At 71.6% G+C, this 20,856-nt stretch carries 17 protein-coding genes; 3 read left to right on the top strand and 14 right to left on the bottom strand.

What is annotated here, in order from left to right:
• The first annotated feature begins 13 nt into the window (after window positions 1-13).
• Complete coding sequence (locus KYK13_RS29940) at window positions 14-1,093, top strand: L,D-transpeptidase family protein (RefSeq protein ID WP_223636575.1); 1,080 nt, start codon at window positions 14-16, stop codon at window positions 1,091-1,093.
• A gap of 128 nt (window positions 1,094-1,221) precedes the next feature.
• On the opposite strand, the gene KYK13_RS29945 is transcribed toward KYK13_RS29940, so the two are convergent.
• The 9 genes from KYK13_RS29945 to KYK13_RS29985 form a co-directional block, all read right to left on the bottom strand.
• On the bottom strand, window positions 1,222-2,979 hold the full coding sequence (locus tag KYK13_RS29945; RefSeq protein WP_223636578.1) for an ATP-binding protein: 1,758 nt from the start codon (window positions 2,977-2,979) through the stop codon (window positions 1,222-1,224).
• Between the two features lie 83 nt (window positions 2,980-3,062).
• A complete protein-coding gene (locus tag KYK13_RS29950; RefSeq protein WP_223636581.1) occupies window positions 3,063-5,600 on the bottom strand; it encodes a serine/threonine-protein kinase in 2,538 nt (845 codons plus the stop codon).
• Between the two features lie 117 nt (window positions 5,601-5,717).
• The gene (locus KYK13_RS29955) at window positions 5,718-6,488 is read right to left on the bottom strand and encodes a hypothetical protein (RefSeq protein ID WP_223636584.1); all 771 of its coding nucleotides are present in this window, start codon (window positions 6,486-6,488) and stop codon (window positions 5,718-5,720) included.
• Window positions 6,485-7,771 carry an ABC transporter permease gene (locus tag KYK13_RS29960; protein ID WP_223636587.1) on the bottom strand — a complete coding sequence of 429 codons (1,287 nt, stop codon included), beginning with the start codon at window positions 7,769-7,771 and terminating at the stop codon, window positions 6,485-6,487. The genes KYK13_RS29955 and KYK13_RS29960 overlap by 4 nt, the downstream gene beginning before the upstream one ends.
• Complete coding sequence (locus KYK13_RS29965; RefSeq protein ID WP_223636590.1) at window positions 7,768-8,472, bottom strand: ABC transporter ATP-binding protein; 705 nt, start codon at window positions 8,470-8,472, stop codon at window positions 7,768-7,770. The genes KYK13_RS29960 and KYK13_RS29965 overlap by 4 nt, the downstream gene beginning before the upstream one ends.
• Window positions 8,469-10,118, bottom strand: a complete 1,650-nt coding sequence (locus KYK13_RS29970) for a hypothetical protein (RefSeq protein WP_223636593.1) — start codon at window positions 10,116-10,118, stop codon at window positions 8,469-8,471. The genes KYK13_RS29965 and KYK13_RS29970 overlap by 4 nt, the downstream gene beginning before the upstream one ends.
• Before the next feature lie 121 nt (window positions 10,119-10,239).
• Window positions 10,240-11,046: a hypothetical protein gene (locus KYK13_RS29975; RefSeq protein ID WP_223636595.1), complete on the bottom strand. Its 807-nt coding sequence runs from the start codon at window positions 11,044-11,046 to the stop codon at window positions 10,240-10,242.
• Window positions 11,047-11,076: 30 nt separating this feature from the next.
• A complete protein-coding gene (locus KYK13_RS29980) occupies window positions 11,077-12,264 on the bottom strand; it encodes an ABC transporter substrate-binding protein (protein WP_223636598.1) in 1,188 nt (395 codons plus the stop codon).
• Between the two features lie 33 nt (window positions 12,265-12,297).
• Window positions 12,298-13,035, bottom strand: coding sequence for a PspA/IM30 family protein (locus KYK13_RS29985; protein WP_223636601.1), 738 nt, complete (start codon window positions 13,033-13,035; stop codon window positions 12,298-12,300).
• A gap of 283 nt (window positions 13,036-13,318) precedes the next feature.
• On the opposite strand from KYK13_RS29985, the gene KYK13_RS29990 reads away from it, so the two are divergent.
• The gene (locus KYK13_RS29990; protein ID WP_223636604.1) at window positions 13,319-14,731 is read left to right on the top strand and encodes a HAMP domain-containing sensor histidine kinase; all 1,413 of its coding nucleotides are present in this window, start codon (window positions 13,319-13,321) and stop codon (window positions 14,729-14,731) included.
• Here KYK13_RS29990 and KYK13_RS29995 read toward each other — a convergent pair.
• The 5 genes from KYK13_RS29995 to KYK13_RS30015 form a co-directional block, all read right to left on the bottom strand.
• Complete coding sequence (locus KYK13_RS29995; protein ID WP_223636607.1) at window positions 14,728-16,065, bottom strand: 5'-deoxyadenosine deaminase; 1,338 nt, start codon at window positions 16,063-16,065, stop codon at window positions 14,728-14,730. The genes KYK13_RS29990 and KYK13_RS29995 overlap by 4 nt on opposite strands.
• 11 nt (window positions 16,066-16,076) lie before the next feature.
• Window positions 16,077-16,481, bottom strand: a complete 405-nt coding sequence (locus KYK13_RS30000; protein ID WP_223636608.1) for a cytidine deaminase — start codon at window positions 16,479-16,481, stop codon at window positions 16,077-16,079.
• 58 nt (window positions 16,482-16,539) lie between these two features.
• Window positions 16,540-16,908, bottom strand: coding sequence for a PilZ domain-containing protein (locus tag KYK13_RS30005; protein ID WP_223636610.1), 369 nt, complete (start codon window positions 16,906-16,908; stop codon window positions 16,540-16,542).
• 144 nt (window positions 16,909-17,052) lie between these two features.
• Window positions 17,053-18,213, bottom strand: a complete 1,161-nt coding sequence (gene moeB, locus KYK13_RS30010; protein WP_223636612.1) for a molybdopterin-synthase adenylyltransferase MoeB — start codon at window positions 18,211-18,213, stop codon at window positions 17,053-17,055.
• 13 nt (window positions 18,214-18,226) lie between these two features.
• Window positions 18,227-19,531, bottom strand: coding sequence for a thymidine phosphorylase (locus KYK13_RS30015; protein ID WP_223636614.1), 1,305 nt, complete (start codon window positions 19,529-19,531; stop codon window positions 18,227-18,229).
• Window positions 19,532-19,625: 94 nt separating this feature from the next.
• On the opposite strand from KYK13_RS30015, the gene KYK13_RS30020 reads away from it, so the two are divergent.
• A complete protein-coding gene (locus KYK13_RS30020; RefSeq protein ID WP_223646838.1) occupies window positions 19,626-20,819 on the top strand; it encodes a BMP family protein in 1,194 nt (397 codons plus the stop codon).
• Window positions 20,820-20,856 lie beyond the last annotated feature (37 nt).

Below are 20,856 nucleotides of genomic sequence, written 5' to 3' on the forward strand. Positions count from 1 at the left end.
AGTCCCCGGCGCCATGCTCGCATCCGCACTGCATCGAGAATCACCGCTGCGTCCCGCTGAATCGCCCGACACGCGCGAGCCCGCGCCTGTCCTGTCCGTCCTGCCCCGTGGAGTCGAACGTCCGGGGGACAGGACGGGGGCGTCCGGGGGCAACTCGCTGACGCGCTTCAGCGGGCCCGCGCCGTCCTCGCTGGCTGGCGGCACTTCGCCCCGGGCGCTGGCCCTCGCGCCGCCCTCTGACGGTGTGTCCGGTCCGGAGGAGCACGCACGCGACGGCGTGACAGGCACCGCGGTGGCCGCTGGGACCGCGGCCGTGACGACTCCCCGGGCGACGGGCGGGAGCGAGGCCGCCGCGACGGCCCCAGGCGCATCCACGCGCCCCGTGGACACCGTGGGGACCGCGACCGTGCCGGTGGCTTCAGGGCCGCTCGTTCGCGCCAGGGTTCCGGCGGCGAGTGTCCTGGAGCATCCCCGCTTCACCGGCTCGCCCCAGCTCGCGGACGTGGCCTCCGGCGCGACGGTGCTGGGCACGGGCGCGAAGGGGGACGGGCTTCGCGCGGTGCAGGGCGCGCTCCTGGACATGGGGTTCGCGCTGTACGGCGGCGCGGACGGGCGCTACGGCCCGGACACGGCCCGCGCGCTGCGCAACTTCCAGGTGCATGCGGGCCTGCGCTCCAGCGGCGTGCTCGACGCCGCCACGCTGAAGGCCCTGGAGGCGCTCGCCCCCGCTGCGGGCTCACGGGGACAGTCGCGCGCCCTGCCCTCCCCTTTCTACTCAGGCCAGCCGGTGCGCGTGGTCATCGCGCTGCGCGAGCACCGCACCTTCCTCTTCGACCCGGAAGGAAAGCTGGTGGACATCTTCCCCAACGCGGCGGGCACCACCGCCACGCCCACGCACCCGGGCCTCAAGGTCGTCCGGGCGAAGCTGGATCAGGTGGCCACCGAGGACGCGGGCGCGCGGCTGTGGAACGACCGGCACGTGTTCGGCGCGCGGCTGCTGGACCTGTCCTGGGCGGATGGACGGCGCAGCGGCGAGGAGCTGCATGGCACCAGCGCCCCCGCCCTGCTCGGGGGCGACGTGTCCCACGGCTGAATCCGCCACGCGAACGAGGACATCCTCGTGCTGCATGACGCGCTCGCCGTGGGCGACCGCATCGCGGTGGTGGAGACGCTCCAGGACCCGCACCTGGGCGTCCCCGTCACCGTGGGCTGACGGCCTGCCTACTGCTCTTCCAGGAGCATCTTCAGCTCCCGCACGCGCTTGCTGATGAAGTCGCGGTCCAGCTTGCGGAAGTTCTCCGGCAGCAGCGCCCGGCTGGTGCACTCCTGCACCGCCACCAGGTTCTGCATCTCGATTTCCAGCGGGTAGCTGGGCGGCACGAAGTCCGCCAGCACCGCGACCAGGTCGTCCTTCGTCACCTGGTCGCGCCCCTCCGCCAGCGCGCGGAACTTCGAGCGCACCATCACCGCCTCGATGTCCGCGCCGCTGAAGGCGCGCACGCCGCCGGGGATGAGCGCGGAGAAGGACTCCACGCCGTCCACCGACACGCCCGTCTTCTTGCTCATCGCCTGGAACAGCTCGTTCCGCTCCTCATCCGTCTGCGGATAGAAGAGCGCGAGGTGCTCCTCCGCGCGGCCCTGGCGCTTCAGGTCGATGGGCAGCAGGTCCGGCCGCGCCGTCAGCAGGAACCAGACAATCTTGCCGCGGTACTGCGTGTTGCCCATGAAGGACGCAATGGAGCCGAAGATGCGGCTGCTCGTGCCGGAGTCCCCGCCGGAGTCGCGGTTGCCGAGGAAGGTGTCCGCCTCGTCCACCATCACCGCCACCGGCCACAGGGCCTTCAGCAGGTTGAAGATCTTCTCCAGGTTCGACTCCGTCACGCCCTGCCACTGGCTGCGGAAGTTCAGGAACTTCACCACCGGGATGCCAATCTCCCCGGCGAAGCAGCTCACCATGAACGTCTTGCCCGTGCCCACCGGTCCGCTCACCAGGTAGCCCATGGGCATGACCTCGATGCGGCCCTTCTTCAGCGCGGACGCCGCCTGCCGCAGCATCTGCTTGGCGGGCGCGTGCCCCGCCACCGCGTCCAGCGTGTGCGCGGGCTCGATGAACTCCAGGAGGCCGTGGCACTCCGCCTGGATGAGCTCCTTCTTCTTCTCCTTGAGCAGCTCCGGCGTGATGCGGATCTCTCGCTCCAGCGCCTCCGTGAGCACGCGGTCCAGGTTGATGCGCGACAGGCCTGCCGTCATCTTCGCCAGGCCCGCCAGCGGCACCTCCGACACCGACTGGAGCTTCTTGCCCTCCAGCTTGGAGCGCACGTACTCCAGGCGCTCCTCCTCCGTGGGCAGCGGCAGCTCGATGGGCGCCACGTACGGGTTGCGGCTGATGCGCGGCGACACGTCCGCCAGGTTCTCCGCCAGCAGCACCACCGACACGTCGCCCGCCAGGAACTGCGGGTCGTGCGCCCACTTGTCCAGCGTGGCCACCACGAAGCGGTCCTCCGCGGACAGGTGGCTCATCTCCCCGCCGGGCACCAGCGTCTCCGCGAAGTCGATGATGAGCGCCAGCGAGCGGCCCTCGCTCAGGCGCATGCGCAGGAAGTTCTCCAGGATCTGCAGCGCCCGGCCCGGGTCGCGCGGCAGGACCTTGGAGAAGTCCGTGCCGTACATGGCGTCGTAGCCCGTCATGGCCCGCGCCAGGTCCTTCTGCGTCTCCGGGGTCGCGGAGCGGATGCCCGACGAGCGGTCGTAGAACAGGACGTGGTCCCGCCCGCCGAACAGCTCCTCCGACAGGAATGTCTTGAGCGTCCCGAAGCCGCGCCCGCCGTCCTCCAACTGCAGGGGCTGCAAATCCCTCACGGCCCCGTACAGCAGGAAGGTGCTGACCGTCTTCGTGTAGTACTTGCGCGCCAGCTGCTGCGCCCAGCGGGGCAGATCCGCCAGCGGATCCGCCTTGTTCACCTTACGCACCTTCGTCACGGACATCCCTCCGGCGCCGCTCCCCCGGGATATCCGGGGGGAGGACCCCCAGACCTACCTTTAGCGTCACACCCACGCCGCCGCTAATCGCGGCAGCGCGCCTGCTTCCTCAGGGTTGCTTCCACCTTGACCGTGGAACCCGGCGGGGACGGCACACCGACGGATACGCTCTCGTCCACGTGGCATTTCGCCTTCAGCGTGAGCTCCCGCGTGCCCCACGGCACCCGGAGGGTGGCCGGGGTGACGACGCCCAGGTCCTTGCCACCCTGGAAGATGGCCGCGCCCTCGGGCGAGGACTCGACCCGCACCTCCACGGGCGAGCGCTCCAGCGTCGCCACCACGTCCAGGCTGTTGCCGCTCACCGCCATCTTCTTGACGAACGTCAGGTAGCCCGCGGCGCTCACCTCCACGAGCGGAGCATCGTTGTTGAGCGAGAAGTCGCGCAGCACCGCCTCGTGGACGCCCTGCTTGCGGGCAATCTGGCTGTCGATCTTCACCTCGGCGTCATCCGGCTGCGTCTTGAGGACCACGACCACGGAACGCGCCTGCTGCCGGAGCACCACCGGCACCTGCGTGGCATTGGCGCCCTCGGATACCATCACGGACTTGTTGAAGGCCTCGTAGCCGTCCGCGGTCACCACCACCAGCACGTTGCCCACGGGCATCGGCTTGAGCATGAAGCCGTTGGAGGGGAACTTCTCCGGAGGGCCCGCGTTGATGGACACCATCGCGCGGTCCTTCGCCTCCTGCGTCTTGAGCTCCACCATCACGTAGCCCTGCGCGGGCTTGCTCGGGGAGAAGACCAGGGCCACGCCCACCAGCATGAGCAGCGACGCCAGGCCCACGGCGCCGTAGAGCAGGCGCTTGTCCATGCCCTTGAAGCCGAGGCCCTGGGACGGTGCCTCCGCCTCCTGCGCGTGCTTCTGGCGGGCCTCCCGGGCCTCCTTCGCGGCCGGGGGCGGGCGCGCGTTCCCGCCGCTGAGCACGGGGGGCGCGGGCGGACGCGGCGGGGCCGGCATGGGCTCTGGCGGAGAGTCCGGCCGGTGGATGCGCGGCAACGGGTTGTCGCTGCCCCGGTTCGGCGTGGGCCGGGGCGCGGGCGCGTCCGTGGCCGCCAGCGTGGGGATGTTGGTCAGCGACGGGCGCGGCGGCGCGGCGGTCAGCACCGGGGCGTTCTGCGTCAGGCGCGGCGGTCCCGGCGGCGGCAGCGAGGAGGGCGGCGGGATGACGGCGGTGCGGCCCGACACGTCCTCCCCCTCGTCGTCCGGGGGCGGGGCCGGCGTCTCCAGCGGCGTGACGGCGCGGCCAATGGCGGCGCCCGGCTGGGTGGTGGGCTCCGGCGCGTCGTTGAAGACCGCGTCGCGGTCCACCATCTGCGTCGCCAGCTCCTCGTCCTCCTTGGGCGAGGGCGCGGCGGGCGCGGCGGTCAGCTTGGGCAGCGCGGCGAGCGTGGGCGACCGGCGCGCCCCCTGCGCGTTGGCGCCGGAGTTGGACGCGCGCGGCGGCGGCGCGGAGACGGGCTCCACGGCGGGCGTGGAGGGCGCCACCGCCGGGATGTTGGTCAGGCTCTGCGTGGGCACCGGGGACGGGCCGCTGAAGCCCGCCTCGATGGCCGCCAGCATGCCATCCGGCGCGCGGATGTCCGCGTACTCGGCCAGGCGCTGCTTCTCGCGCTCGACCTCCTCCGCGAACGTGGACTTCATGTACTGCATGAGGTCCTTGCGGCCGAAGATGGAGTCGTTCGTCAGCAGGAAGCGCTGCAGGTCGTCGCCCAGCTCGCTGGCGTACTGATAGCGCTCGTCCACGTCCTTCGCGAGCGCCTTGAGGACGATGCGCTCCAGCGCCTCCGGGATGCGCCGGTTGTACGTGGACGGCGACGGCACCTCCGCCTTGCGCACCTTCTCCAGCACGCTGAAGTCGCTGTCGCCCACGAAGAGGCGCTCGCCGGTGAGCATCTCGTAGAGGCAGACGCCAATGGCGAACACGTCCGAGCGGCGGTCCAGCGGCAGGCCGCGGATCTGCTCCGGGCTCATGTAGCCGAACTTGCCCTTGAGGATGCCGGCCTGCGTCTTGGTGGCCTTGCCCGCCGCCTTCGCGATGCCGAAGTCGATGACCTTGACCTCGCCCTCGAAGGACACGAGCACGTTCTGCGGCGAGATGTCGCGGTGGACGATGTTGAGGTCGCGCCCCATCCCGTCCTTCTTGCGGTGGGCGTAGTCCAGGCCCTCGCACATCTTCGCCACGCAGAAGGCGACCAGCGGCACCGGCGCGGGCTCCCCCTTCTTCCGGCAGCGGTCGAAGATGGCCCGCATGTCCTTGCCGGGGATGTACTCCATCGAAATGAAGTAGCTGCTGGCGATCTGCCCCAGTTCGTAGATCTGCGCGATGTTGGCGTGGGTCAGCTGGACGCTGATCTTCGCCTCATCGATGAACATCGAGATGAATTCTTCATCCTCGGCGATGTTCGGCAGGATGCGCTTGATGGCGACGAGCCGCTCGAAGCCGCTGGCGCCAAATTGTTTGCCGCGCCAGACCTCCGCCATGCCGCCGATGTTGACGCGGTCCAGGAGGAGATACTTCCCGAACGGGATGGGTTGCCGCTTCGGTTGAGAGGTCGTCACTGTGCGTGGGGGTTGAGTCCTTGAGGCGAGCCTATCGATCGCGGCTCCAAAGGGTCAACCGCGCGCGCGGACCTATTTCCGCCCGCTTGCCCGGCAGGCGGCCCCATGCTGGCCTCTTCAGGGTGACGGGGACGCCGCCGCGCCCCCGTCCAGCACGGGGATCTCCAGGTCGATGCCCGGCACGCCCTCACCCTCCTCGGGCTCCTGGGGGACCTGGACGCGCACCACGGAGACGCGCGGCTCCCCCCCGCGGGAGAGCACGGCAGGCGCACCAAAGCGCACCTCGGCGGGCAGGCCCACCAGCGTCACCCAGGCCTGCTTGCCATCCCGGGCCACGCAGTACAGCAGCGTGCCGGGCCGGGTGCCGGGCGCGTCGCGGACCGGGCCCTCGCAGTCCGCGCGCACCTGGAGTGCATAGGCCGGCACCGGGGTGCCGCGCTCCAGGTAGGGGGGCGCGCCCAGCGCGTCCACCAGCGGCTGGAGCACCTGCGCCCGCGAGGGCACGGCCTCCACCGAGGACAGCCGCTGCGCCTCGGCCTGGAAGCGCTGCAGGGCCACGGAGGCCAGCTCCGGCGAGTCCAGCGGCGTGCGGGACTCCGCCAGCACCAGGTCCACGAAGAGCGCCACCACGAGCAGGATGGGCAGCAGCCGGTAGCCCTTGAAGCCCTCCGGCTTCTTGCGGAGGAGCCCCGCGAGGAGCACGGCCAGGCCCACGCCCGTGAGCCCCAGCACGACGCTGGCGCGCACGGCGGACGGCGGCGTCAGGAGCGCGGAGACCTCCTCGGTCCGGGCGCGCAGGGCATCCGACAGGTCGCCCCCGTAGATCCACCCGAGCGCGCCCAGGCACAGCGCATTGACCAGAAGCGTCTTGCGTGAAGGTCCGTTCATCCCGCGAGCGTCCTTGCCGGATCCGTGGCGGCGGCGCGGCGGCTGGGGAAGTAGGCCCCGGCGAGCGCGGCGAAGAGGCCCAGGAGCACACCGCCCAGGATCACGGCGACCGGGAACGAGAAGAAGCTCTCTGGCTTGAAGGGGAAGTTGGGCAGGTAGCCCGCCGCCAGCCTGTCCACGACCAGGGCCAGCACCAGCGCCGCCGCCGTGCCCGCCGCGCCGCCCAGCACGCCCACCACGCCGGCCTCCGCCAGCACGATGGCGCGCACGTCCGAGCGCGAGGCGCCCACCGCCTGCATCACGCCAATCTCCCGGGCCCGCGCGCGCACGGAGGAGGACATCGCGTGGGCGATGTTCACCGCGGCCAGCACGCAGATGAGGATGGAGAGCAGCGCCAGCGCGGACGTGGTGAGCGCCACCGCGGCGCCCGCGTTCTCCGCCAGCCGGCGCTCCTGATCATCGATCTCGAAGCCCATCCCCTTCACCGCCTCCACCAGCTCCGGGACGCGCGAGGGGTCCGCCGCCACCAGCGTGACGCCGGAGTAGGTGTCCGCGTCCGCGCCGGACGCGCGGTTGATGCGCACCGCGGTGTCCAGCGGGAGGGTGATGCCCGCGAACATGGCCCGGTCGGACGCGCCCACCACCTGCGCCTGCTGCGTGGTGCTGGGCCCGCCGGACGTGGCCGCCACGTAGGAGCGGTTGAACTCCACCGGGAAGCCGAAGCCGATGAGCATCTCCGCGGACAGCTGCGGCAGCTTGCGCGCGGGCGCGAACGTCTTGTTGTACAGCTCCAACAGGCGCGTGGAGATGAGCGCGGGGATGGCCTTGCCCTCCCCCGGGTCCTTGAAGTCCCGGGCCTCCGGCAGCCCGATGTCCCTCTGGATGAGGCCGGGGTCCACGCCCACCGCGAGCACCTCCATGCCCATGCGCAGGCGCGAGCCGAAGAAGGTGCCGTCGTAGCGCGTGACGGCCGGCACGCGGACGTTCATCTTCCGGTATGTCGCCTCCACACCGGGCAGCGCAGCCAGGCGCTCCACCGCGGCCGCGTCCAGCTTGCCGCCGCCCAGCAGGCCCAGCGACACCGCCGGCGGAACCACGTCCACCAGCTTCGAGTCCGTGGGGAAGATGCGCTCGCGGATGACGCGCCCCACGCCCAGGCCCAGGCCCACGAAGAAGACCAGCGCGCCCACGCCCATGGCCACGCCGAAGGCGGAGAAGAAGGCGCCCCGGCGCTCGCGCGCGAGGGACAACCTCACCAGTCGCGACAGCGCGTCGAACCTCACGGGGCACCTCGCGGCGTGAGGGGCGAGGGCGCGGGGGACTCCTCCACCAGCCGCGCGTCCTTGAGCCGCAGCACCCGGCGCGCCACCGCGCTCATCCGCTCCTCGTGGGTGACGGTCAGCACCGTGAGCCCTTCCTTGTGCAGCTCCTGGAAGAGCTGGATGACGCCCGCGCCCGTGGCCGCGTCCAGGTTGCCCGTGGGCTCGTCGCACAACAGCAGCTTCGGGCCGCCGAAGAGCGCACGCGCGATGGCCACGCGCTGGCGCTCGCCGCCGGACAGCCGCACCGGCGCGCGGTCCTGCTTGGCGCCCAGGCCCACGCGCTCCAGCAACTGGCTCGCGCGCTTGCGCCCGTCCGCCGTGGCCGGGCCGAAGTGCGACGGCAGGAGCACGTTCTCCAGCGCGGACAGGTTGGGGATGAGGTGGAAGGACTGGAAGACGAAGCCCACGTGCGTGTTGCGGAAGTGCGCCAGCGCCTTGTCGCCCAGGCCGGTGAGCTTCACGCCGCCCACCTCCACCTGCCCCTGGTAGTGCACGTCCAGGCCGCCCAAGAGGTGCAGCAGCGTGGACTTGCCGCTGCCGGACGCGCCCACCACCGCGACGAAGTCCCCGGCCTCCACGTCCAGGGACACGCCGTCGAGGACGCGCACGCGCGCGCCCTCGCCGTCCTCGTACTCCTTCACGACATCGCGCGCGTGGATCAAGGCGTGGCCGGGGTGGTCGTGGTGGCGGCGGGCGCCGGGGTGAGCCGCAGGGAGACTTCCGCCTGGAGCGCCTTGTCCTTGCGCGACAGGGCCAGCGTGACGGCGCGCAGGTCATCCGTGGCGTCCAGCCAGCGCACGGTGGTGGCCTTGATGGCGAAGCCGCCAATGCCCCACGCGGCGGACGGCAGCGCCTTCACCGCGTCCGACAGCCGGCGCAGGTCCAGGAGCACCACCAGCGCGGCGTCCTTGCCCACGGCCTTCAGGTCCTCGGACACGGGGCCCGCGCCCGCCGGCTGCGTCAGCGCGGCCAGGGTGGACTCCAGCCGCGACCTCGGCGCCGCGAGCACCAGCTTGCCGTCCTTGGACAGCGCGAAGTGCGCGCCCTCGCCCGCGCGGTACGACGTGAGGTACGCCTTCTGGCCGTTCAGGTCCGCGGCCTCCACCTTCGCGCCGAAGCCGCCCGCGAAGCCGGGCACCTTTTCCAACGAGGCCTGCCCCTTTGCCGCGTCCTTCACCTCCGCGAGCGCCACCAGGTTGACGAAGCGGAAGGGGTTGGTGCGCCGCAGGTCCAGGTCCGGCATGCCCGAGGACAGGTTGACGTTGGGCGCCAGCGACAGCGCGAGCACCTGGCCCGGCTTGAGGTTGTCCAGCACCTCTGTCTTCACGTTGAAGCCCGCCTCCTGCACCGCGCGCGTCACCTGCGAGCCGGCGAGGTACGGCCACACGCCGTCCAATTGCGCGGGGTCACCGCGGAAGCGCGCCACGAGGAAGGCGTCCTGCGGCAGCCAGCCCGTGAGCGCCTCAGCGCCCCTGGGCTCCAGCGCCGCGAGCGACGCCTGCGTGTCCGGCCACGGCGCGTCCGCGCGCAGCGTGACCGCGCGCTCCTCGATGTGGCCCGTGAGGGTGATGCCCTGCACGCTGCCCGCGGGCAAGAGGCCCATGCCGCCCGGCAGCCACACGTGGAAGTCGCGGTCGCCGGAGAGCCGCTTGAGGGAGTCCTCCAGCACCGGCTCCTTCGCCAGCGACTGCTCCTCCGGCAGCGCCGCCAGCTCCGTCAGCCGCGACACCGCCGCGCCCGCGGACATGAGCACCAGGTCGTGCTTGAGGAAGAGCATGCCCAGCAGGGGCTCCGTGGAGCCCGGGCGGTTGAAGGTGACGAGCCGCCCGGCGTCCACCTTCGCGTCCTTCTCCTCCGTCGCGCCCAGGCGCGTGCGGGCGAAGGTGCCGAAGGTCGTCTTCAGCTTGTCCGCGTCCTTCACGCCCAGCACGGACACCGCCTGCGTGCCGCCGAGGAAGGCCGCGCCCGCGCCGCGCTTCGGGTCGATGCCCGCGTCCTCCAGCGCCTTCCTGCTGCGCAGGTCCACGCCCACCTGCCGCATCACCGCGGACACGTAGCGCTCCGCGGAGGAGAAGTTCTGCAGCTGCGCGACGAACGTGGCCACCTTGAGGTTCTGGAAGCGCGCGAGCTTCTCGCCCAGCGTGCCCAGGTCATCGATGACGACGGCCGCCTGCGCGCTGCGCGGCAGGTAGCGCGACACGCCCCGGGGCGAATCCGCGGGCCCCGCCGCCTCCTTCCCGCAGCGCGAGCAGCCGGCGAACACGACCAAGAGCAGGAGCAACGGGAGGAACCCAACTCGGCGGAGCATGGGCGTCAGGACAGGATGCCTTCGGCGGAGAGTCAATCTATTCGTGCGCCGTCACCGTCGCTTGCCACGGCCGCAAGGTGCCACGGTGAACAGGTGCCCGCCGTCCGGGCCCGTGCCTGCTCTACCGCACGCGGGTGCCGCCGTGCGGCAGGGGCGCGGAGGTCTCCTCGGTGAAGTCGAGGAAGCGCTCCATCTGGCGCACCGTCTCGTCCGTGGCCTCCGTCTCCGCGGAGAGCACGTCCAGCTGCCGGTTGACGCTCTCCGGGTCGCGGATGGCGATGGACTGCTCATGCGTCAGCCGCATCAGGTCCTCGATGCCCGCCAGCTGGTGGCTCACCACCTCGCGGCTCTCGCCCGCCTGCTCGAAGCGCATCAGGCGCTTGCGCAGGATCTCCACGCGCTTGCCCTTCACGTCCTTGAGGCGCGGGTTGGCCTCCTGCTCGACCTCCGCCTCCAGCGCCGTCACCTCGGAGGTGAGGTGCTCCCGGTCGGACCCGCTGAGGTACGTGCGGTACTGGTTGAGCGCGGAGATGAGCCGCAAGAAGGACGTGAGCAGCGCGTCCAGCTTGGGTTCGCTGTCCGCCACCAGCACGCGCCCGCCGGGCAGCTTGCGGTAGTTGGCCAGGATCTTTTCCTTCAGCCCCACCAGCTGCTGGTAGTGGTCGCGCTGGGACGGCGCCAGGTCCGCGAGCAGCGCGTCCACCGCCGCGCGCGCCGCCTCCGGGTCGTCCGGCTGCTGCGCCCGCACCGCGCGCTGGAAGCGCTTCATGGACGACACGACGGCCAGGTAGACGCCCTCCACGCCCAGCGCCACCATCATGGGCAGCGGCTCCTGCGTCACGGCGCTGGACATGGCCGCCGTCGTCAGCCCCACCAGGTTGGCCGGCAGGAGGAACGCGGCCTTGATGTAGTTCGGTGTCTTCGCCACGTCCGACTCCCTTGCCTCTTGGGGCCCCTGTCAGGGCCCCCGCGCCTCGGAGACGTACTTCAGCGCGCCCAGGTCCCGCGTGTCCTCCGCCGGTGGGGGCGCCGTCCCGCGCTTGAGCTTCTGGAAGAGCGCCGCGGCGCTCTGGAAGAGCTCGTCATAGGTAACCGGCGCCTCGCCGGAAAGTCCGAAGAAGGCCCGATTGTCCGCCAGCGTCGCGGGCGGAGCGCTGCGGATGGCCTCCGTGGGGTCGCCCAGGTAGGGCGCCACCTCGCCCAGCAGCCGCGCGCCGGCCGCCGGGTCCTTGAGCACGCCCTGCCCCGCGTCCAACAGCCCCCGCAGCACCCGCCGCACCGCGTCCGGGTAGCGCGCCGCGAAGTCGCCCCGGGCCACCAGCACCGTGGCCAGCAGGTGCGGGGCGTCCGCGGTGGTGGCCAGCACCTTGCCGCCCCGGTCGCGCGCCGCCAGCTCCACGTCGCCCCACAGCCCCACCACCACGTCCGCCCGCCCCTCCCGCAGGGCCCGGCCGGCGTCCAGCGTGGAGGGCAGCTCCACCCAGCGCACGTCACTGGTGCGCAGCCCCGCCCGGGCCAGCACCCACAGCGCGAAGTAGTGCGACGAGCCGCCCGGATACACGCCCACCCGCTTGCCGCGCAGGCTGGCCAGGTCCGCCACGCCCACCGCCGCCATGGCCTCCTGGCCCCGGCTGCGCCCCACGAGCATCACCGTGCGCGGCGCCGCGTCCCTCAGCGTGGGCGCCCAGGACGCGAGCCGGTCCACCGACAGGGCCGCCATGTCCACGCCGCCGTTCTCCGCGCCCACGGACAGGGCCTGCTTGAGCTCCTCCTCGCGCGCGAAGAGCACCGCGCGGGCGTCCAGCGCGTAGGCCGTCTTGAGCAGGCCCTGCGCGGCGCCGGGAGGCGTGCTGGGATTGTCCAGGGTGGTGGCGCCGCCGGTGGCAACGAGCAGCGCGGAGGCCGAACCGCGCGGGGTGAACCCGATGAGCACGGGCCGGAGCGGCACCGACGCCACGTCCGCCACCGGGGCCGCGACGCCCGCCGGGAAGTCGCCCGGGGACAGCCGCACCGCTTCACGGGTGGAGGGGAAGAAGCGCGCCTGCAGGCGGTCGAGGTAGCCCGCCCGCGAGGCGAACACGTACCCCGCGCCCAGGACACAGAGCGCGAGGAAGAGAAAGAGGCCGGGTCCGCGGTGCAGCTTCATCCGTGTGCGCCGGCCCCTTTCATGGGGGAAGACCTACTTGATCTCCACCTTCTTGCCGATGGTCTTTTCCGGACCCGCCCCCACGTCCGACACGGGCGCGGGGCTGTCCAGCAGGCCCATCTCCATCTTCATCTGCTTCACCAGCTCGTTGGCCTGGAGCTTCTCGGCCTCTTCTTCAATGAGCGCGCCCTGGTGGTCCACCGTGTCGAGCGCCATCTGCATGCGCGCCTCGTTGATGGCCGTCTTCTCCTGCACCTTGCGCAGCATCTCGTCGTGCGTGGAGTCCACGCCCGCCACGGTGAAGGACTCCATCGTGTCGGCGACCTTCGCCTGCCACTTGGCGCGGCGCGCGTCCCGGATGGCGTTCATCGCCTCGTGGGTCTTCTTGTCCTTCTCGCGCATGAACGCCTTCTTGACGTTCAGCGCCTTCTCGTAGGCCTGCTTGGCGATCTCCAGCTGCTGCTCGTTGCGGGCGAGCGCCTCCTTCTCCGCCTGCAGCTTGGTCGCGTAGGTGCCGGCCAGGTCGTCGCGGCCCGCCTGGATGGCGGCCTTCACCTTGGCGGTCAGCTCGCGCACGTCCTGCTGGTACTTCTGGTTCTCCTTCTCGAGCAGGGTCACGTTCGCCCGGACCATGGCGATGGACTCGTTCATCTTGGGGACCTGATCATTCAGGTCGCGGATGTTCTGCTCGAGGATCAGCTCCGGGTCCTCGATGGAGGAGACGAAGAAGCCCGCGAAGCTCCGCATCGCTCTCTTGAATCGCTGCCACATGTCGGCTCTCACCTCCGCCTGTGCGTAATGCCAGCCACCTTACACGAACTCCGACGCCCACAAGCATCCGGCCGCGAGGCGCGTGTCATCGTGACTACGCCCGCCCGGAGCGGATGATTGCCCGCGGAAGGCCCTCCGCCCGCCAGTCTGGCCGGGTTCAGGGCCACCGGGCGGCACCCATCCGCCACTCCCTGTTCCTTTAGATGGCCACCCGGGGTCGCGAAAGACGTTGTGGCCATGAACTTGCCGGGTGGGGAGGAAGCGGGGAAAACCAGAGCGTCGCATGGACCCGACCCCTCCCGTTGCCTTTGAAGACGAGCTCGCGCGGGTGGTGTCCGCCCAACGCCGGCGTGTCCTGGGCGCGGGAGCGGCGGTGCGGCTGGTGGGCACGGTCGTGTTCTTCGCCGTCAGCCTGGGGCTGTGGCTGACGGGCGCCCGGGACTGGGCGCACTACCCGCCGCTCCTGCTCTGCTACGGCGGCGTGGTGGCCCTGCTCTTCGCGCTGCGCTCCCGGCCGCTGACGCGGCAGCTGGGGGTCGTGCAGTCCCTGGTGGACGTGGGGCTGGTGTTCGGCCTCCAGCAGTGGGCCCTGCCGGTGTCGCCCTTCCCCGCCGGGGTGGCGGGCTTCAGCCTGGGGCTGTTCGCGCTGGTGGTGGCGCTCTCCGGGCTGGAGCTGATGCCGTGGCTCGTCTACGGCACGGCGGGCCTGGCGTCGCTGGCCCAGGCCTTCCTCATGCACCAGGTGGGCGTGGGCCCGGGCGCCATGGTCGTGGCGGCGGTGACGCTGGTGCTGGTGGCGGCGGTGAGCCACTACGGCACCGGGCGGCTGCGGCAGCTGGCCATGGACCTGTCGCACGCGGAGGTGGCCCGGCAGCTGGAGGCCCGCCGCACCACGGAGGTGGAGGACGCCCACCGCACCATCGAGCGCATGCTGTCCGAAGCCCGCGCGCGCACCGCCCAGCTGGAGGCGCTCCAGGCCCACCAGGAGCAGCTGATGCAGTTCCTGGTGCATGACCTGCGCTCGCCCCTGTCCGCGGTGACGCTGTCGCTGTCGTGGATGGAGCAGGAGCTGCCCATCGGCACGCCCATGGTGGAGTCCGTGCGCACGGGCCTGGCCGTCACGGCGCGCCTGGACCGGATGATCTCCGACCTGCTGGACGTGCCCCGGCTGGAGCAGGGCCGGCTGTCCCCGCGCAAGCAGCCCTTCCCGGTGGCGCCCCTCTTCGACGAGGTCCGCCGCTCACTGGATGGCGCGGCCCGGCTGCGCAAGATCAAGCTGGAGCTGTCGTGCCCGCCGGGCTTCCAGATGGTGGGCGACGCGGGCCTGCTCATCCGCGTGGTGGAGAACCTGGCCACCAACGCGCTCCGCTACGCCCCATCCGGCGGGCGGGTGCGCCTGGAGGCGGGCGAGACGGCGGGCGAGCAGTGGCTGGCGGTGCGCAACGACGGCATCTCCATTCCGCCGGAGGCGCGCGAGTCCCTCTTCGACAAGTACGTGCAGGGCCACCGCGAGAAGGAGGGCCGCCGGGGCTACGGCCTGGGGCTGTACTTCTCCCGGCTGGCGGCGGAGGCCCACGGCGGCAGGCTGGGCGTGGAGGACTCGGAGGGATGGGCCACGTCCTTCGTGCTGCGGCTGCCCCGCGCGCAGGCGGCGGCGACGCCGGCCCCGGGTTCGCCGGCCGCGCGGCGCCGCTAGGAGGCCTGGAGCTTCGCGCGGGCGAAGAGCTTCGTGGCCTGCGTGCGGGCGTTGGCCAGCACCGCGTGCGCGTCCAGCGTGGTCAGCTCGCCCTCGCGCAGCACCAGCTTGCCGTCGATGAGCACGTGCGACACGTCCGTGGAGCGCGCCGAGTACACCAGCGGCCCGGTGACGTCCTCCGGCAGCGGGCAGAAGTGGAAGCCGCGCGTGTCCACCACGGTGAGGTCCGCGCGCTTGCCGACCTCCACGGAGCCCACCTCGTCCTCCAGGCCCAGGGCGCGCGCGCCGTGCAGCGTGGCCATCTCCAGGACGTGCATGGGCGTCATCGCCACCGGCCCCACGCGCGGGTTGTGCAGCACGGACGCGAGCCGGATCTCATGGAACAGGTCCAACGTGTTGTTGCACGGGGCGCCGTCCGCCCCCAGCGCCACGGGGATGCCGTCCTTCAAGAGCTCCGGCACGCGCGCGTAGCCCGACGCGAGCTTCAGGTTGGAGCCCGGGCAGTGACACACCACCGTGCCGGACTCGCGCAGGAGCCGCTGCTCCTCGCCCTCCACCCACACGCAGTGGGCCAGCGTGACGTGGCGGCCGGTGAGCCCCAGCCCGTGGAAGAAGGCGATGTTGTCCTGGCCCGTCACCTGGCGGACCACGTCCGTCTCCGTGCGGTTCTCGCTGGCGTGCGAGTGGATCCGCACGCCCCTCTCACGCGACAGCCGGCCCACCTCGCGCAGCAGCTCCGGCGAGCAGGACAGGGCGAAGCGCGGCGCGAACGCGTAGCGCAGGCGGTTGTCGTGGGTGCCGTGCCAGCGCTCCATCAGCGCCAGGCTCTCCGACAGCGAGTCCGCCGTCGTCTCGCGCAGGCCGGGGGGCACCTCCGCGCCAGCGTCCATCATCGCCTTGCCACCGACGAGCCGGAAGCCGCAGTCGCGCGCGGACTCGAAGACGGCGTCGTAGTGGTGCACGGTGCCCATGTCGAGCGCCGCCGTGGAGCCGGAGCGGATGAGCTCCGCGAAGGTGAGGTCCGCGCTGGCGCGCAGGGACGCCGCGTCGTGCGCCGCCTCCATGGGCCAGATGCGCTCCTTCAGCCAGTCCAGCAGCTCCCGCTTGTCCGCGTGGCCGCGGAACAGCGTCTGGCAGGCGTGCAGGTGGCCGTGGATGAGGCCGGGCATCACCACCTGCCCGGTGAGGTCCAGGACGCGGCGGGCGCCCTTCACCTTCAGGCCGCGGCCCACCTTGGCGATGCGCCCGTCCTGCACGAGCACGTCCGTGCGAGGCAGCACCTCGCGGTCGCGGTTCATGGTGACGACAGTGGCGCCAGTGAGAAGCAGGTCCAAGGGAAGAAGTCCTAGAGGAATGAACGGGTGAAGGCGTGGGGCAGCAATTCGCTGAGCGAATAGCGCGCCTCCTGCCCGTTGAGGGTGCGGCTTCGCACCGGAAGGTCAGGCCCGGCGAACTCCGCCATCACCTGACGGCACATGCCGCACGGGGGACAGGGCTCCGGGGTGTCCACGACGATGGCCACGGCCACCGGCTTCGCGCGCCCCTGGGCCACGCCCGCGGCGAACGCGTTGCGCTCCGCGCAGACGGTGAGGCCATAGGTGGCGTTCTCCACGTTGCAGCCGGCCACGACGGAGCCGTCCGCGTACAGCACGGCGGCCCCCACGGGGAACTTCGAGTACGGCACGTGCGCGCGCTGACGCACCCGCTGGGCCTCCTCGAACAACCTCTCCCAGGGAATCTCGTCCGCCATGCCGCCCTCCTTCGACAAGGGCGCCGTCCGCCGGCGCCCGGGTGCGTCCGGGAAGGCCCTAGCGGGCCCGGGACGCGTCCTTGCTCTGCTCGTCCAGGTGCCGGGCGATGGCCAGCTCCAGCTCCACCGGCAGCTCCACGAAGCGCACGCGCACCACCGGGCCCGGAATGCCGGCCTTGGGGGGCAGCACCTCGCCACGCACCTGCACCTCTTCCTGGGACGGAGGAAGCGCGAAGCGCACCTCCACGGCCTGGCCCGCGTCCAGGGCCTCGCCCACCCATCCCACGCCACCCAGGGACAGGTCCCCCGCGCGGTCCAGGAAGGCCTCCGCCCCCTCCCGCCGGACCTTCAGGCGCATGGGGACGCGGGGCGAGTCGCGCCGGTCCTCTCCCGTCCTGGTGTCCTGGTTCTCGTTCTGCTCGGACATCGCCGTCGTCTCCCTGCCGCTGCCGCGCTCGTATGCGACCCGGGTCGCGCTCCACCACCGCCCCGGGTCCGGGCTGGCGGCATCATACGCGGGCCCGTCCGCCCCGTTGCTCTTGAAAATGCATCCGCCCAGGCCCGGGCCCCCTCAGGCCCCCGTCGAGCAGAACTGCTCGTAATCGATGAGCTCCACCTTCGCTCCGGGCGCGCACACCGGGCACTCGGGGTCGCGGCGCAGCTTGAGCTCGTGGAAGCGCGCGCCCAGCGCATCGAAGGTCAGCAGCCGCCCCACCAGCGTCTCCCCTACCCCGAGCAGGAGCTTCAGGGCCTCCGTCGCCTGGAGCATCCCGATGAGCCCGGGCAGCACGCCCAGCACGCCGGCCTCCGCGCAGGAGGGCGCCAGCTCCGGCGGGGGCGGCACGGGGTAGAGGCACCGGTAGCAGGGGCCCTGCCCGGGCAGGAAGGTGGTCACCTGGCCCTCGAAGCGGAACACGGAGCCGTGGACGTTGGGCTTGCCCAGGAGCACGCACGCGTCGTTGAGCAGGTAGCGCGTGGGGAAGTTGTCCCCGCCGTCCAGCACCAGGTCGAAGTCCGCGAGGATGCGCTCCACGTTGGCGGTGGTGAGCCGCTCCTGGAAGGGCACCACCTTCACGTCCGGGTTGAGCGCTTCGATGGCGGCCTTCGCGCTCTGGACCTTGGGCTGGCCCCGGCGCTCCAGCGTGTGCAGCACCTGGCGCTGGAGGTTGCTCAGGTCCACCACGTCCGCGTCCACCACGCCCAGCGTGCCCACGCCCGCGGCGGCCAGGTACAGCGCCGCCGGAGAGCCCAGCCCGCCCGCGCCCAGCAGCAGCACCTTCGACTCGAGGAGCTTCGCCTGCCCCTCCTCCCCCACCTCCGGGAGGATGAGGTGGCGGCGGTAGCGCTCCTTCTGCCCGGCGGAGAGGACGACGGGCTTCTCCACCGGGAGGGCCGCGTCGCTCCAGCGGTTGTAGCCGCCCGCGAGCGACGCCACCCGCGTGTAGCCCATGTCCCGCAGCGTGCGGGCCGCGAGCGCGGACCGGGTGCCACCCGCGCAGTAGAGGACCAGCTCCTCGTCGCGGTCCGCCTTCTCCTCGATGCGCAGCTCCAGGAAGCCGCGCGGGATGTGCACCGCGCCGGGGAGCCGGCCGCCGGCGTACTCGTCGGCCTCGCGCACGTCGATGAGCTTCACCTTCGCGCCCGAGCCGAGCAGCTGACGGACGTGCTCGTGGGAGACCTCGCGGATCTCCTTCTTCACCTCCGACAGCAGCTCGCGGAACGAGGGGGCCATGGCGATTGCGTCACTACTCCAGCCGCTCCAGCACCAGCGGGCGGGCCGCGGGCGCCCGGTCGCCAAACCGGTAGGCCGCGAGCAGCCGCGCCTTCACGTCCTCCACCGGCCCGGCGTCGTTGTAGTGCACCTGCACGATGGGCTCACCCTGCTTCACCGCGTCGCCCACCTTCTTGAGCAGCGTGAAGCCGACGGCCGGGTCGATCTTGCTGTCCACCCGCTGCCGGCCCGCGCCCAGCGCCACCGCCGCCAGCCCCACGCCCTCCGTGTGGATGCCGGTGACGAAGCCGTCGCGCGGCGCCACCAGGTCCGTCGTGGCCTTCGCGGTGGGCAGGAGCGAGTAGTCGTCGATGGAGCGCGGGTCGCCCCCCTGCGACTGGACGATCTCCTTGAGCTTCTTGATGGCGCTGCCGTCCTCCACGGAGCGGCGCAGCATCCCGCGCGCCTCGTCCACGGTGGCGGCCTTCTTGCCCAGCACCAGCATCTCCGCCGTCAGGGCGTAGGTGATCTCGGTGTAGTCGTCGGGCGCTTCACCGCGGAGCATGTCCACGGCCTCGCGGACCTCCAGGGCGTTGCCCACCTGGCGGCCCAGGGGCTGATCCATGTCCGTGAGCAGGGCCACGACCTTGCGGTTCATCTCCGCGCCCAGGCCAATCATGGTGCGGGCCAGCACGCGCGCGTCGTCCGCCGTCTTCATGAAGGCGCCGCTGCCCACCTTCACGTCGAGCACCAGCGCGTCGATGCCCTCCGCCAGCTTCTTGCTCATGATGGACGACGCGATGAGCGGGATGCAGTCCACCGTCGCCGTCACGTCGCGCAGCGCGTAGAGCTTCTTGTCGGCCGGGGCCACCTGGGCCGTCTGGCCGATGAGGCAGCACCCCACCTCGCGCACCAGCCGGCGGTAGTCCGCGGTGGACAGGTTCACGTTGAAGCCGGGGATGGACTCCAGCTTGTCCAGGGTGCCGCCGGTGTGGCCCAGGCCGCGGCCGGAAATCATGGGCACGGGCACGCCGCAGGCCGCCGCCAGGGGCGCGAGGCTCAGGGACACCTTGTCGCCCACGCCGCCGGTGGAGTGCTTGTCCACCTTGATGGCCGGCGTGTCGGAGAGGTCCAGGACCTCACCGGAATGGAGCATGGCCCGGGCCCACGCCCCCAGCTCCTGGGAGTCCAGCCCCTTGAAGAAGATGGCCATGCACATGGCGGCCATCTGGTAGTCGGCCACGGTGCCGGCGGTGTACGCCTGGATGAACGCCTGGATGTCGGACGGGGCCAGCTTTCCGCCGTCGCGCTTGGCCTTGATGAGCTCGTAGGGTTGCACGGGGCAAGGCCATAGCAGGAAGTCCCCTCTCCATGCACTCCCCTCGCGGGAAAGGGAAAGCCCCGGCCGCATCTGGTAGAGAGGGGGTCCCATGATGCTCCGCCGACTCCACGTGCTTGCCCTGGCCGCGCTCCTGTGCGCCTGCTCCAAGAAGTCCGAGGACGCCCCCAAGGCCCCCTCCCAGGCTTCCACCGCCACGAAGCCCCCCGAGGGAAAGCCCCTGGTCGTGGGGCTCGTCATCGACGTGGGTGGCCGGGGTGACCACTCGTTCAACGACGCGGCCCTGCGCGGCCTGGAGCTGTGGGCCGCCGGCAAGCAGTACGAGGGCGGCAGGTACGTGGACGCCCCCGCTGGCGAAGTGCGTCAGTCCATCTCCTCCGACCTGGCGTCAATCGCACCCGAAGTGAAGACGCTGCCGGTGCAGCCGCTGGTGCTCCAGAGCAAGGCGCAGGAGGACTACGCCCCCAACCTCCAGCTGCTGGTGGAGCAGGGCGCGAAGCTGACCATCGGCAACGGGTACCTGCTGGCCAACGCGGTGCGCGACGTGGCGACCGAAAACCCGGAGGCCAGGTTCCTGCTCATCGACAGCCAGCTGCTGGACGCGCAGGGCAAGCCGAAGTCGCTGCCCAACGTGCGCACGGTGCTCTTCAAGGAGCAGGAGGGCAGCTTCCTGGTGGGCGCGCTGGCGGGGCTGGTGACGAAGACGAACAAGGTGGGCTTCGTGGGCGGCATCGAGGTGCCCCTCATCAAGCGCTTCGACGTGGGCTACCGCGCGGGCGTGCGCACCACGAACGCGAAGGCGGCGGACGCGCTGATGGGCGTCTACACGGGCAGCTTCAACAGCGTGTCCGCGGGCAAGGAGGTGGCGCAGGACCTCATCGCCAAGGGCGCGGACGTCATCTTCCACGCGGCGGGCACGGACGGCCTGGGCGTCATCCAGGCGGTGAAGGAGGCGCGCGCGGCGGGCAAGACGGTGTACGCCATCGGGGTGGACTCGGATCAGTCGCACCTGGCGCCGGACGCCATCCTCACGTCCATGGTGAAGCACAGCGACCTGGCCGTGTATCAGGCGGCGAAGGACCTGGTGGAGGGCAAGCTCACGCCGGGTGAGCAGGTGCTGGGACTCAAGGAGAACGGCGTGGGCATGGCGGACGTGCGCGTGGAGTTCCCGGGCAAGGCGGAGGCGCTCCAGAAGGTGGAGGCGCTGCGGCAGCAGATCCTCGCCGGGAAGATTGTCGTGCCGGGCACGCAGGCGGAGCTGTCCTCCTTCCAGGTCGCGCGGCCCTGATCTCCCTCCAGCACATCGCGAAGCGCTTCGGGTCGTG

It is taken from the genome of Corallococcus sp. EGB (genome assembly GCF_019968905.1).
Classification (GTDB): domain Bacteria; phylum Myxococcota; class Myxococcia; order Myxococcales; family Myxococcaceae; genus Corallococcus.